Annotated in this window: 18 protein-coding genes; 5 read left to right on the forward strand and 13 right to left on the reverse strand. The window is 42.4% G+C overall.

The window, feature by feature from the left end; all coding sequences use genetic code 11:
• Nucleotides 1-31 precede the first annotated feature (31 nt).
• From R7Q38_RS13710 to R7Q38_RS13720, 3 genes are all read left to right on the forward strand, one after another.
• Nucleotides 32-1,153, forward strand: a complete 1,122-nt coding sequence (locus R7Q38_RS13710; protein WP_213886047.1) for a conjugal transfer protein TraF — start codon at nt 32-34, stop codon at nt 1,151-1,153.
• A gap of 41 nt (nt 1,154-1,194) precedes the next feature.
• Complete coding sequence (locus tag R7Q38_RS13715; RefSeq protein WP_005376257.1) at nt 1,195-1,356, forward strand: YoaH family protein; 162 nt, start codon at nt 1,195-1,197, stop codon at nt 1,354-1,356.
• 867 nt (nt 1,357-2,223) lie between these two features.
• A complete protein-coding gene (locus R7Q38_RS13720) occupies nt 2,224-2,613 on the forward strand; it encodes a universal stress protein (RefSeq protein WP_239939327.1) in 390 nt (129 codons plus the stop codon).
• A gap of 90 nt (nt 2,614-2,703) precedes the next feature.
• On the opposite strand, the gene R7Q38_RS13725 is transcribed toward R7Q38_RS13720, so the two are convergent.
• Complete coding sequence (locus R7Q38_RS13725) at nt 2,704-2,916, reverse strand: hypothetical protein (RefSeq protein WP_005376260.1); 213 nt, start codon at nt 2,914-2,916, stop codon at nt 2,704-2,706.
• Nucleotides 2,917-3,212: 296 nt separating this feature from the next.
• Nucleotides 3,213-4,052 carry a LysR family transcriptional regulator gene (locus R7Q38_RS13730; RefSeq protein ID WP_025998628.1) on the reverse strand — a complete coding sequence of 280 codons (840 nt, stop codon included), beginning with the start codon at nt 4,050-4,052 and terminating at the stop codon, nt 3,213-3,215.
• A gap of 81 nt (nt 4,053-4,133) precedes the next feature.
• Between R7Q38_RS13730 and R7Q38_RS13735 the strand changes: the two genes are divergently transcribed.
• Both R7Q38_RS13735 and R7Q38_RS13740 read left to right on the forward strand, forming a co-directional pair.
• Nucleotides 4,134-4,484, forward strand: a complete 351-nt coding sequence (locus R7Q38_RS13735) for a hypothetical protein (protein WP_262657909.1) — start codon at nt 4,134-4,136, stop codon at nt 4,482-4,484.
• Between the two features lie 520 nt (nt 4,485-5,004).
• Entirely contained in the window at nt 5,005-5,370 is a 366-nt protein-coding gene (locus R7Q38_RS13740; protein WP_318114255.1) for a regulator, read from the forward strand.
• A 34-nt stretch (nt 5,371-5,404) separates the two neighbouring features.
• Here the strand turns inward: R7Q38_RS13740 and R7Q38_RS13745 are convergent, their stop codons facing one another.
• From R7Q38_RS13745 to R7Q38_RS13795, 11 genes are all read right to left on the reverse strand, one after another.
• Entirely contained in the window at nt 5,405-6,427 is a 1,023-nt protein-coding gene (locus tag R7Q38_RS13745; RefSeq protein WP_318114256.1) for a BsuBI/PstI family type II restriction endonuclease, read from the reverse strand.
• The gene (locus R7Q38_RS13750; RefSeq protein WP_318114257.1) at nt 6,424-7,419 is read right to left on the reverse strand and encodes a DNA cytosine methyltransferase; all 996 of its coding nucleotides are present in this window, start codon (nt 7,417-7,419) and stop codon (nt 6,424-6,426) included. The genes R7Q38_RS13745 and R7Q38_RS13750 overlap by 4 nt, the downstream gene beginning before the upstream one ends.
• 459 nt (nt 7,420-7,878) lie before the next feature.
• Nucleotides 7,879-8,022 (reverse strand): hypothetical protein, encoded by a 144-nt coding sequence (locus tag R7Q38_RS13755; protein WP_080369130.1) that lies wholly within the window; start codon nt 8,020-8,022, stop codon nt 7,879-7,881.
• Entirely contained in the window at nt 8,022-9,407 is a 1,386-nt protein-coding gene (locus R7Q38_RS13760) for a zonular occludens toxin domain-containing protein (protein ID WP_318114258.1), read from the reverse strand. Before R7Q38_RS13760 ends, R7Q38_RS13755 begins: the two co-directional genes overlap by 1 nt.
• Before the next feature lie 4 nt (nt 9,408-9,411).
• Nucleotides 9,412-9,756, reverse strand: a complete 345-nt coding sequence (locus tag R7Q38_RS13765; RefSeq protein ID WP_005477634.1) for a DUF2523 family protein — start codon at nt 9,754-9,756, stop codon at nt 9,412-9,414.
• Nucleotide 9,757: 1 nt separating this feature from the next.
• Nucleotides 9,758-11,272 (reverse strand): hypothetical protein, encoded by a 1,515-nt coding sequence (locus tag R7Q38_RS13770; protein ID WP_285384866.1) that lies wholly within the window; start codon nt 11,270-11,272, stop codon nt 9,758-9,760.
• A gap of 169 nt (nt 11,273-11,441) precedes the next feature.
• Nucleotides 11,442-11,687: a hypothetical protein gene (locus R7Q38_RS13775; protein WP_140116215.1), complete on the reverse strand. Its 246-nt coding sequence runs from the start codon at nt 11,685-11,687 to the stop codon at nt 11,442-11,444.
• Nucleotides 11,688-11,692: 5 nt separating this feature from the next.
• Nucleotides 11,693-11,923, reverse strand: coding sequence for a hypothetical protein (locus R7Q38_RS13780; RefSeq protein WP_005477619.1), 231 nt, complete (start codon nt 11,921-11,923; stop codon nt 11,693-11,695).
• 3 nt (nt 11,924-11,926) lie between these two features.
• A complete protein-coding gene (locus tag R7Q38_RS13785) occupies nt 11,927-12,286 on the reverse strand; it encodes a DUF1293 family protein (protein WP_005477647.1) in 360 nt (119 codons plus the stop codon).
• A gap of 3 nt (nt 12,287-12,289) precedes the next feature.
• On the reverse strand, nt 12,290-13,438 hold the full coding sequence (locus R7Q38_RS13790; protein ID WP_318114259.1) for a replication initiation factor domain-containing protein: 1,149 nt from the start codon (nt 13,436-13,438) through the stop codon (nt 12,290-12,292).
• Complete coding sequence (locus tag R7Q38_RS13795; RefSeq protein ID WP_029826510.1) at nt 13,422-13,637, reverse strand: hypothetical protein; 216 nt, start codon at nt 13,635-13,637, stop codon at nt 13,422-13,424. Before R7Q38_RS13795 ends, R7Q38_RS13790 begins: the two co-directional genes overlap by 17 nt.
• Nucleotide 13,638 lies beyond the last annotated feature (1 nt).

Raw genomic sequence — 13,638 nt, forward strand, 5'->3', positions numbered from 1 at the left:
GTTCAGGACGAACTAAAATCACAAGTGTAGTATGAAAAACAAATATAAAATTCTTGCCACTTCTGTTGCTACTATTCTTTTCGCTAATGCTGCTTCTGCTGCTACTTATGCGATAGAGGCTCGTAGTGATGCAATGGGTGGCGTTGGTACCGTATCAGCAACTTATCTAACTGCGCCTTTTTTCAACCCTGCTCTTACTGCGATTTATCGCCGAAATGACGATGCAGGCATGATCGTGCCAAGTTTTGGTGGCAGCTACGATGATCAATATGATCTAGTTGATGAGATCGAACGCATCAGCAAATTGACAGACGTCGATGAAATCAAAAAATCGATGGGTGCTATCGATGGGAAAAAGACAGACTTTGATCTTGGTGGTGTCGTTGCCATTGGTATTCCCAACAAATTCTTATCTGCAACTGCATACGGTAAGCTATACACTGAATCATTCGTACAACCAAATGTTGATACCTCAGGTACTAATCCATTAGATGATAGCTATGTACAAGGTGTTTCTATTGGCGTGGCTGAAGCTGGTATTTCACTTGCTAAATACACTAATTTCATGAACCAACACCTTTCTTTTGGTGTTACTCCTAAACTTCAGCGTATATACACATACTCATACGCCACGAGTTTTCAGAATTTTGATACTAAAGACTTACGTGAAAATGAGACCGCGGAAACGATGTTTAACTTAGACGCCGGCGCACTTTGGTTCTTTGGCCCATATCGTCTCGGTATTTCAGCGAAAAATTTGATCGGAAGAGACGTTAAAACAAAATCATTCCAATATGGCAGCGATACGATAAAATCATACGAATATAGCATGCGTCCTGTATACACCGTTGGGGCAGGGATTGTTGCCGATTACTTTACGATGAGTGTTGACTACGATCTTAACGAAGAAAAACGTTTTTCATCCTTTGATGATAATACGCAAATGATTCGAGCTGGTATTGAATTTGATATTTTGCGTCAAATGGCATTACGGGCAGGGTATATGAAGAACTTAGCTCGAAGTAATGACGAAGGAACCATCACTGCTGGTATCGGATTGTCTCCACTTAAGTTGTTCGAATTGGATATCGCAGCTCAGTACACAAACGAGAACGCTATGGGTGCATCCATTAATTTCCTTGCTACCTATTAATCGAATCGTTATAGTCAGCTCCTCAAAATGAGGAGCTTTTTATGTTTGACGATTTACCCCCTCTATCTCACCAAGAGCAACAACAAGCTGTAGAGAGAATTCAAGAATTGATGGCGAAGGGCACAAGTACTGCAGAAGCTATCAAAATTGTTGCCGAACGGATTCGATCTGAGTACGCAGAAAAACAACAGCAACAAAACTAATCAATTCATGGACAGGGCATACGCCCTGTTTTTTTGCCTTTCTATTCCTCTACATTCCCAAATACCACCCTGGTTACGCTGTAACTACAATTTACTATACCTATATGATTTTAATCTTGTTCAATTACCTTTAAGACTAAATAGTAAGTTGGTAAAATTTTACCTCATTATGTTAACCTTGGTTTGCATAGTGCAGGTAATTAGGCGTTTTTTAAAGAACTTATAAATTAAACTCAATTATATCAATTGTTTACCACGGTATTTTAATCTGCCAACCATATTGGTCGCGATTGATCTTGTAATTTAATTACAAAGTCCAAGAGGGCCTCGTTCTCAGGCAGAAGATTATGCTAAAAAAAGAAAAAAGAGACACCGTAACTTATAGCGATAATTCAACTAGAGTTATTAAATAAGCGATATAAGAACAGTAAGCACTCGCAGACATATGTAATAGATGAAGCGAAATTCATCTCATTGAGCTGCTTTTTTTAGCCGAAATACGTCTCCTGGATTTGAGCGGAGCGTTACATATTGAGCATGCTTAATCTAAAGTAGTTTTACTAAACTAGGCGACGTTGAAGTGGGTAATATGAAACCTCAAGAGTAGTAGAAATCAAGAGTAGTAACGCGTGTTACAACGTAATGTTTTCTGGCATCCTTCCTGTTAAATAGTCCGATAATTAGAGAAGAAATTGGAAAAACATCGTTGATCTTTGGATGAGAGGAAGCAACAAGGTTGCAATGAAAACTATTTGCCTGTTTTACACTAAACTCCTTTAACTATCATGTAGCAGTAGTTTTGATGTTGTGTTCGCTCTATGTGGACTAGACTTAATATGAGAACAAAAACTAACCTAGGGAGGAATGATGGGTTATAAGCACGTTTTGGTTGCTGTCGACTTATCTCAATCTAGCCAAGCAGTTATCGAAAAAGCAATAATGCAAGTAGATAACTCAAGCAGCAAACTCTCATTTGTTTACGTAGATGTTGATCGCATAGTCATGGAAGCGAAGGAAGAGCAAGAATTGGAAAGAAGGCTGCAAGAGCTCGCTGATAAATGCTTATACCCAGTAAACGAGACCATGGTAGTAATCGGCGATCTTCATATAAAACTATCGGGAATCGTCAAAAAAGAGGGGATAGATTTAGTTGTCTGTGGTCATCATCACAACTTATTGAGTCGCTTTTTTTCATCGATACCAAAGGTTGTGAACGAAGTTGAAGCTGATTTATTAATCGTCTATTTAGACGAGTGATCGACACCTCTTGTTCGCACTCATCATTTTTTGTCACTAAAAAGCCGAACGTTTATGTTCGGCTTGGTGTATCGGTGATAATAAAAGTTTTTAGCCAGGAATGATTGATGCCTCATGAGATAAAACAGATGCAGACTCCGCGTTTGACTGCAGATCAAAATGTACGTTAACTTGCACGCCTTCTCGCTCAAAAGTGACATCATCAAAATCGGTCATAGCGATTTTGAATCCATTTCTAGCAAAAAAGCCAGTCACCATAGTTCGCTGCTTAATTTCTAATGCAGACGCGAGTAGCTTATCCATGGCATTCTCCTTGGTTATTGTGAGGATATGGGTAGAAGATACACATAGATTGGTATGAAATCAATTTTATATAAAGTTGCTTTTGATGAAAATTTTAATGTAAGTCAATCTAACGTTTACCCCACGTGATTTATTCCACGCAAAACCTTGATAACAAGACGGCAGAGCATCTCACATTGTGATAGCAAGCATAAAGATGGGGGTGTTAATAAATACCGCTGAAACAATATGTTACAAAGATTAGCGTTAGGCCTAGTTGAGTAGACAACGCAAAATTCTAAATCTGAACAACCGCCCTAAAATGACTCACTCTTCAATACTTGTGATAACTCAGACCTAATAAAAGTAGATATCTCAGCTAGCTTTCTTGGCAAAGGGTTTTGATAAGGGTAGGCAATATACATGGAACGTTCTATATCAAAAGTTTGCGATATTCGGATGTTTTTGTCTATATAGTTACTTTTAATAAGATAGTTTGGAATGACACCAACCCCAACTCCCTCAGAAACAAAGTTTATTAAAATAGAGGTGTTATCAACTTCGATAACATCAGTATATTGATTTTTAATTGATTCCTTATTCGAATGATGTTTGTAGATTAATAGTGTTTTGTTGTTGGCATTACTTACCCTAGATATCAAAACATCACTATAATCACCAATTTTATGTGCAATAAGAGTGTCATCAATAACATTATTAAGCCTAATCGCTAAATCTACATTGCTTTCTAATAAATTTTCTACATTGTTACTTGACGATATTTCAAAATCAACTTTTGGATATCGTTCTTGTAAGTCTTTAAGAACAGAACCAAAAATAGAAGAGGCTATAGAGTTGGGCATTGTGATTTTAAACTTTCCATCAATGCATTCACTCAACGAGCTAGCTCTGTAATTTAACTCGTGCAAACTCTCTAACGTCTTGATAGCAAGCTCTCTAATGCTTTCGCCATGATCAGTTAAAACGAGTTTCCTTGTTGTCCTGTGGACGAGTGTTACGCCAAGTTGTTTTTCTAATGCTGCTAGCTGCCTGCTGACTTGAGCTTTCGACTTTCCAAGTTCTTTTGATGCCTCTGTAAGAGAGAGGTGTTTACAAATGGCAGCAAAGCAGATCAGCTCATTGTTCATCAATTCCATGATTGTTACCTTTTTGCAACTCTGAGTCACGTTGTCTTTTAACTGGTGGGAAAGTATAACTTGCATCATCGGAGGGGGACAATGATATTTAAAAACCGCCATGAAATAATGGCAGACTACTATCTTAATAAAACCATATTGGATATTAAGTTAAACCGATATCCTGAAGAAATTAACTCAATCGGATTAAATATAGAAAATAAAGATTTAAAAATAAAGAATTTGTCTCGTGAAATTACTAAGTTGGATTCGGGTGATTTAATTGTTGATAGTGCATCATTGATAATGACTCATTACATATCTAAAAAAGTAATAATAAAAGTTGAAATTGATTTTTTAAATTATAAAGTTAAACGTGTGAGGATATTTAAATATGAAGACTGCAATACAAAATTCGAAAAGATCTGTTTATCAGAAAGATACATTGTATAGAATAATAAATAATATTAGTGCTTTGTATACCAAATCACTAGTAAAATTATTTGGTGAAGAGTTGAGAATCCATCATTGCAAACATAAGATTAATGTAAGAACCACTAACGAGTTGAGTGAGCATATGAAGAAAGATCTAGGTATAGATTGAAAAGTAGAGAGTTTACATCTGTTAGATTCCTTGTTCCTATAAAGGTAATCTAGTACTTATACGTTTGGGTTAAGCAAATGCGTGTCTATGTTGACTCATATTGAATGAGCAAGATGCAAAACCAACGTGCATGGTGTCGGACGTAACCAAAGATACAGTTCAAGTGGTCGCTGTGGTGGAATCGAAGTTCATGGCCCATACAAGACAGCTGATGAAGCTTGCAAGGAAGCAAAAGCCAAATACGGTGTAACTAAACTGACTTCACCAATGCTAACCTTCTAACCTTTAAGTTCGCATTATGGGCGCTTATGTTGAATACGATTGCATATGCGTATCCTATAAAATGTCTCTCTTTTGAGGGACAATTCAATGAAGTATCACGAAATGACTAAAAACTATATTTTTCGTGAATTTGAATGTGGTTTAACCGTCGAAGAAGCTGCCAAACTTTGTTTAAAAACTGTGAGAACGGTCAAAGAATGGGATAAGGGGAAATCTATACCGCCAGAGTGTAAACGCTTGATGAGGATGAATAAGGGTAGGGAATTAAGCTCTTGTGAAGATTGGGAAAGCTTTGTAATGCGGCATGATCGCTTAGAGCTTCCAACTGGACAATTGGTCACCGCTCAGCAAGTGTTGATTGGTGTGGCTCTTCTTGAGTTAGGGGCTTCGAACGATTTAAGGATAGCTCATAAAATTCTTCGGTACGCTAGAGCACTAAGAAAGCTAATTTAAAGGCCAGTAAATGGGGGGCATAACGCCCCCATTATTAATCAAGTACAGGAGGCGTTATGTGAGGTCCTAAAAACTTATCACCATTAAAGTGAATCATATGTTCTGGACGATCTGCTAACCAAACTTCTGTTTCCCAGGCTATCTCTTGCATCCATTTAGAAAAATCTTTTCTAGACAAAAATGCTGTAACAAAGACGACTCCGTAAGGACAGTCTTTAAGGACTGAACGTTTTAGCTCGATACACCTTTCTGGGTTTAAAGGGTTTGATGAGTGAACTGCTTCGATCAGGTATAGCCATTCTTTCTCTTCACTAAATGCTATAATGTCGGGGAGCATTCCTCTATCTTTAATGTTCAGACCTAACTTGACCATTTCTTCGGAGTACTTGTGCATCTGTTTTTTCGATGTATCACCGATATACAAAACCTTAGCACCATAACCAAAAATTGGGAGAAACTGCTCTACCACTGCTTTTTGGATTTTATTATGTGGGCCATTATCCAACTCAATCACTAATCCCTCTGCAAGCTGGACTTCAAGCTTTTTCGGTTTTCGTGTTCCATTAAGTTGGTTTATATAGTCCTTATCTACTTCAAACTGAGAAAGCGAAGAAGTCCACTTTGGTGTATTGAACGTTCTAATTAGTTTGCCAAACTCTTTGTTAATGGCGTAACCTCGAGTTCCATCATTAGTATCAGCATTTGGATTATTAGCGCTTTTAATAATCAATCCCATGCCAATAGGTCTAATTAGGTCTTTTCTACGAATGTCATCGTAGCTACCTGAGCTTATCGTTTCTTCAAAGTTTTCATTTATATATTCAATAATTTTTCGACTAATAAGAACTATGCCATCATCAATAGATTTAGCATCTACCCAGCTAGAATCTTTGCGAACATCACAAAGTGCCATAAAGCACATTGCTACTCTTTCAAGCCTCCTAGTTGAGAAATCTTCCATAGGAAGCCCTACAGAGTGAAGTATTTCCAATGCTTCTAAGATTTTTGTTCTAACAGGTTCAGATTTGTTTTGAGCTACTTTTTTTATATTCTTCATAAGAAAGACAGTTGAACATTTTGCTTTTCGTTTACATTGCCCCCTTTGATAAAGGAAACAATACTCTTGGCGATATGATACGACATCAAAGGAGGCACAGCATTTCCTACTTGCTGAAACTGTGATGATTCAGATCCTAAAAAATTGAACCAATCAGGAAAGCTTTGTAGACGAGCTCCTTCCCTAACGTTTAGCCTTTTTCTTCTACCATCAGGTAGCCTGATGCGGTGCATATCTCCAGTTGCTCCAGCTAAATTACGACATGTAACAGTTCTAGCTGGACGATCCAAGTGGAGGTCTCGAGGGTTTATACATTTAGACGCTTTCTCATATTTAGCGATATACTCATCCTGACTAGCAGTGACAAATTTATGCTCTGGCAAAACCTGATAGGCAATGTCTGACAAGGCATCACCTGAAGTAAATTTATATTTGAATCCTTGCGGGAACTCGTATCCACCTTTATGGCCAATTACAATCAAGCGCTCGCGGTTTTGAGGGACTTCATAGTGAACCGCTTTTACAAGTTGATAGCTAACGGTATAACCAAGATCTTCTAGTTCTGAAATAATTTCTGTTAAATACTCTTTATTTTTGTACATCATACCGCGTACATTTTCGAAAAGACAAAGAGTAGGTTTTACAGTCCTAACGGCTTTAAGAAATATCGGAAACCCATCACGGGAGTCTTTAAGCCCTTGTTGTTTTCCACCGACACTAAAAGGTTGGCAAGGTGGACCTCCAATAACTAAATCCGCTTGAGGAAAGTCAGTTTCAGTTGTCAGTGTTACATGATGACAATCACCCGACAAATTTTGGTTGTATGTTGCAACAGCATCTTTGTCTTGCTCATAGCCTATAGTCTTAATACCAGCAGCTTCAAAACCTAAAGCTAAACCTCCACAGCCAGCGAATAAGTCGAGAGCAACCAGTCCAGATTGTTTAGCGTTTTCCGGCTTTAATTGCTCCAAGCACTCAAAATAAGACTTCATAGTTACAGTGTTACCTTACTAAAAATTTTTAGTTGGTCATGTTAACACTAATGTTGAAAGTAGTCTTAATTTTTGACGCCTTGAAAACAGTGGAATTTACCCCCGTAATACAGATTCGGGGGTTTGACCTCCCGCCGCACGTCGCGCAATCGTCCTAGCCCGTCCTCACTTGCTCCGCGCGTCCGTCGGAGAGAACCCAGAAAAGAAGAGTAAGCATTGCTCGACACTCGCAAAGCTTTGATGTTGTGAGTATGCAGCGTTCCAGTAGGTTAACGCGCCTTTGGTGTTGATAGTCTCTGCGAGGCTGATCTAGCAGGAAGGAGGGCGGCAGCATCCAAATGGCTTTGGGCTGCTAACCGCGCCGATTAAGTGATGGGGCTAGGTTTTGCTAAGGTGGGCGGCTTGGTGCCTCGTCGTCGCTCCGCAACTCCTTATCCCTGCGGGGCTGGCACCTTGCCTTTAATTGAAGTAGTCGACCAGTTTGCCTAGGAGGTATCTGGAAAGGTCATACACGAGCACCACAATGACTGCATTCACTATCGAGAGATGATCAAACAGCTCGATGATTTCAACCAGCTGTCCATGCGTTACGTATTCATTCATTAGGTTTCGTCTCCACTAAACAAACCGCCAACGGGTTTGAGTTCAATATCTTGCTCTTGCCGTTGTGCATATTGCTCATACGGCGAACACGTGACATAGAAATTGGATGCGCCGCGAGACAGCTGGACGAGGCAATCGTCCAGATATTCCATCTTGACGCCCAACTTATTTAGGAATCCGTCATCGAGGTAAGTCACACCACGCGGTGTGACAACCTCAAAATGCACGTTGACGTGTATCGAGGTGGCTTTGTGCCAACGTTCCACGGCAGAAACATAGATACTCTCTGAGTTCGCCAGTGGGAACCAAGCAGGAACGGTGCCTACGTCATGATAAGACTCATTCCCGCAACCAGAACCCGTACAGCCAGAACCACTAGAACCCATGACAGAACCAGGCGAACCACTTTGACTAGGACGAGCTTGAGCTTGCGAAGTCGAAACGCCACCTTGCTGCGAAGTTTGATGAAGCTGCGTTCCTTCCGCAGTTGTCGTCTCAGAATCAGAAACCATACCAATAAGCGCATAAACTAAGTACCCAAATGAAAGCACGACCAGTGCCATAGCTGCTAAGAATTTCGGGTTAAGAAAGATGTTCTTTCCAAGTCCCGATTTGGTGATTTGCCCCGTGACAGTCGAGGCGTAGAGTAGGTGGACATCAAGCGGCACCTTGAGGTTATAAACCACATCGTCTTTGCTTGGTTTGGTGACCGTTCGCGTCGGGTCATGTTCCAAGATGCGCGGTTTACGGTTGGAAAAGAAGATCCCATCTTTACCCTTATGTTGCTTGGCCAACTCCGCGACACCTTTTAACTCTTTCGGGATTTGAGCAAAGTCAGGCGTGAGCAACACAATGTCCCAGTTGTAGTGCCGGTGCTCCATAAAGGCGTTGTTAAAGTTCTCGGGATAGATGATGCGCCCTTGCTCATCAAAACGTGTGCGTTGGCAATCGTCTATCTCGCCATTGTCCAAGCTGGACGTATCAATCGTTAGCCAACGAGAGTGAAACAGCTCAGAGAATCCTTCCGGTAAGTGAGGCTCAAACTCAGTGAAAGGGCGCTTGTGTATGTTCGCCATTTTGAAACCTGCATTGACCGAGAAGATTTGCTGACACTCATCAATGAGGATGAACGCCCCAATGGGCGCCCAACAGAAAAAGTATTTCCAAAGCTCGAAGCCTTCAGGATTGCGAGAGCTAATGCGAATGAGCCGAGCTGTATCAGGGAACTTCTCACCAAGGCGTTGTTCAATCACTTCAAGTGGCTGCATGCCATGAATGTTGGTAATGCAAATTCGACCTTCACGCAGTGCAGGCAGTAAGTCAAACCACACGGCGCAAGCCGATTTGTAAGAGCCACCGTGACCGTATCGAAATGAAGTAGCCATTCAATCACCAGTTAAAGAAACGCATAACTAAAGACGTAGCGAACGCATCAAAGATGACACGTAGCCCAGAGGTGACGCCGTATTCGGTCAAGATATAACGGACGTCAGAGGGAAGCGCATTAAAGCGGTCTTCGACAAGCGTATAGACGCCATATTCTTCGAGCAGCAGCTGCGCAATCTTGAGTGCGATTTGTATCGAGGCAATCTTGATATCGAGCCATACTGAGATAAGCCACATCGCGCCATATTCAAACGCGTTCTTTATCCATTCAATCGCCACATCAAAGAAGTCGAGAAAGGTTTGCCCAATGTTGGCAATAAACTCTAATGCTGAGTAGATGTATTCCATGTTATTTACTCCGATTACCAAACAGAACCCAAAGGGCGATTAAGGCACAAATGAACAGCACGACAGGGCGCACATAACCCGATACCGCATCAAAACGCTGTAGTCCTGATTCAACGGTTGCGCCTTTGATATTGAAAGACTTGTCGCTTAATGTGCCGTTGTTGAAGTTGGTGCCGATAGTGATTAAGCCTTTGATGTCGTCCACATAGCCTTGAATGGATTCGGCTTTTTCATCTATCGTGGTTTGCAGGTTGGCAAAGTCTTCTGCTGTGAAGATTTCGCCAGTGATAGCGGTGCCCGTAGGTGTACCAAACTCAGAGCCAGTCAATAGACCCTCAATCGCATTTAAGCTGCTATCGAGTTCGCCCACAGAATCACCAAGCCCTTTTAAATCGTTACGAATACCAATGGTGGCGTTGGTATTGTTGTTCACCGCCGTAGTGATATCGCCGTTGGCTTGTTGGATGAGTGCCTTGGTGTTTTTATAAATTTTGTTGTCATTGATTTGCTGCTCTTGAATGGCTTGGGTGTTATCGACCAAAGAGCCTTTCACATCAATCACCGCGTTGGTGATGTCCGCGTGTGACTGGTTTATATCGACGTTAAGATCATGAATGCCTTTGTTCACATCCACGTTAAGCCCTTTAATAGCAGAAAGGACTGCCGTGTCTGTCGATTCATCCGTGTCAGGGTCTTCTACATCCGGCTTATCATCAACGACACCGGGATTAACCGTGTTGGTTGAATCATCGGGTAGGACACTTGGGTCTTCAATCTCGCCTGTTGGGTCGTCAGGGTCATGGGTTGGGTCTTCCGGTTCATCAGGTGGAATGATGGGTTCATCCGGTCCCTTATCGCCCCAAAACAAAGTACCACCTTCACACTGACGACCAGTGAACGCGAACTTGAGAGAACATTGAGAGTCGGGCGTGTACTGTCCATCAGGAACGCCAGTACAAATAATGGTAGATTCGTTTTTGGTCATTTCGCATCGAGTGGCACCGTAGTCACCGTAGCAAGCGCCCGTCACCAGTTCGCCGTAAACCGCAGGGTGCCAATGCAATTTCACCGTATCACCAATGGACTGTTTGAACTGGCAAGCATCCATACATGAGCCGTCAGGGTTTTCGCCAAGTTCACATTCAGGAACGATAGGTTCACAGGTGTAACCATCACCATCCTCTACTTTTTCATGGTCTGCTGGACATTTAGCGGTACGATGAAGAAACGTTGCAGCGTGATACCTCGGGTAACTGGGACTGGTTGTGTTGCAAATAATCATCAAAGAGAATTTACTACTCTCTATAGAGCATGATGTCGTATAGAAGTCTTTGTAGTTAACAAACTTATTTTCATAACAAGAAACATACGAGTAAGGGTTAACCCTTTTACCCAAGGACAAGTTACAGTTAGGATAAGCGGCAACATCGCTAGCGCTGTAAGTTGGTTGAACTGCGCTTGCATTAAGTGATAAGAACAAGCACGAAAACAAAAGTAAAAAGAGTGACTTATTCACATTTGCACCATTAAAAAAGGGAGCCGAAGCTCCCTTTATCCGTTGATTAGTGAGTATTGATGCCACTCACAAAGCCGTGGAGGAATGCCCCCGCAAAGGCAACACCTAGAACGATAGCGAGAACATCTCCAAGTAAATTACCCGATAAAGGAGGCATAGAGGTGAGCCGTTATTTACGCAAGAAGCCAACAACCATTGTCACACCAAAGCCCAGTGCAGCCATACCAATCAGACCCGCCACAACCAGTGATACGTTAGCTTGGCCACCGGATACCGCAGAGTTGATTGCGCCCGTGATATCGACTTCAGCGAACGCTGGAGAGACAGACGCAACCATAAGAGCAGCGCCAGCTGCGGTTTTTTTGTTTACGACTGCGTGTTTTACGTTAGTTACAACAAGTTCTAGTTTTTTCATAAGATTTACCTTTTACTCATAAGGCGAACAACACGACCCACCCAGTGACCAACGACCATGTTGATCAAGAGCACGCCACTGACATACAGGAACAAGTCACCGTTGAATAGGACTGGTTCCTTATATTCTTGGTAGTCCACCGCCGAAATCAGCACGTATTCTTGGCAATCCGCAACAGGCGTTTTTGTTGCTTTCAAATTGCCATACTGGTTAACGACGGTGACGCATACAGACATTTTTTAGCCTTGAACGGGTTTCATTGAAGCCTCGAAGTGCTTCTTAATTTCTTGGTCGACTGGAATAAGCTCAGTCACGATAGCGCCTGCCAATGGGTCTTCTGGGTTAATCTCCAAGCGCAATTGGTATTCACGGCGAGGAACGAGAGCACCAGTGCGCTCAAGAAGCAGGGCATATTCATGGTCAATCATCAAAGGTTGATCCCATTGGGGATTCACATCACCGGATTCACCGATAGTGCGGCGTTTGAATTTCTCTGAGTTGATTTCACGTAGAGGACGCGACACGTTCAGTTGAGCACTGTCACCACGTGCTGAGTTCCAAGTGATATCCATGCCAAGTACAAAAACGGATTTAGCCATTTGTTAAGTCTCCAATATGTGAGTCACCAACTTGCCGTAGGTATCGGGGAAGGTGAATTTCGTTCCATCACGGACAAGGGAACCGACCACGGTTTCAATGTCGCCCTCATGGAACTCGATAAGTGAATTAAGGATTTTCCCGTACTGGCGGCGCATCCAATGCGCAGAGGCCAACAGGTCTAACGCCGCGCGTTTGGTCGGGACGGGTTTGGTATTGAATTTCTTTGCAGTAGAAATCGAGGCTGCGAAATCATTGAGCGCGGCATACGCGCCAGCCGGATTCAGCAATACATCAACATTCCATTTTTTAAGCTCGACCTCAGAGCGATACCAGACAAGACCCGTGTTTGCGAGTTTCTGCTCAAGAGCCTTGTTGTAGATACGCCAGTAAATGCGCGAGGTACGCGAACCAATCGAGTATTGCTCTTTGGTGTAAATCGGTTTGCCGTCTTTGCCGATACTGGCAATGGTCATATCTTCATGAAGCACAGGACCACGACCACGTTCAGCCGTTCTGAAACAGTCGTCACGCCACGCCTTGTAAGCGTATTCGCAATCAAAAATCCCGTCGTAATCGTCATAGGCCAAGTCAACACGCGCCAAAGTTTGCACACCAAGCACATTGGTCAGCCAGTCATGCAGCGACCACGTAGGACGACGGGCAAATACATGCTTGCATCCCGTTCCGTTGATTTGGAAATGCACCGTGTCATTGTTACCGCCGATACCAACGAAGCCACAGAAGTCTTCACCATCTGGCGAAGTCAGCTTCATGGATTCGGTGTAGAACTGGAAACCCAAACCGCGAGGCGCAGACAGCGACAAACCAAGCACTTGATTGGTGAAGATACGCAAGCAATCTTCTAAGTAGTTGCGGTAACAGATATCAAAGGCTTTGTTGTACGCTTCAATTTCTTCAGACGTCTTAGCGACGGTCGGATTAAACACAGGTGGAGCAGGGAACTTAGGCGCACAACAGTGACGCTGTAACAATCCCGATTTGGCAAAGCCTTTGTATTCTTCATGCTTGTGCAATCGACGAACCGCATCATGACAATGGCGTAAGTCTTTCACGGCAAACGTAAAACACAGGTAATCAATATGAACGCTTTGCTCATCGAAACTTTTAAGGATGTTAGTTGCAGTAGTCATCAAACACCCCCAAATTGATACGTTGTTCAACGGTCGTGTTGGTGATGGACACCAACTCATAAGAAGCGAACTGAGAGGAAGCCCAAGACTCAAGATGAGACATGGATTTAAGCAAATCCCATTCGTCGCAACCTTTGACCAACACAGAAACCGTGTAGTCAGGCAGCAAGTCGTAATAGATGATTTGAGCTTCGTTCATG

This window comes from Vibrio sp. Vb0598, assembly GCF_033338935.1.
GTDB lineage: Bacteria > Pseudomonadota > Gammaproteobacteria > Enterobacterales > Vibrionaceae > Vibrio > Vibrio alginolyticus.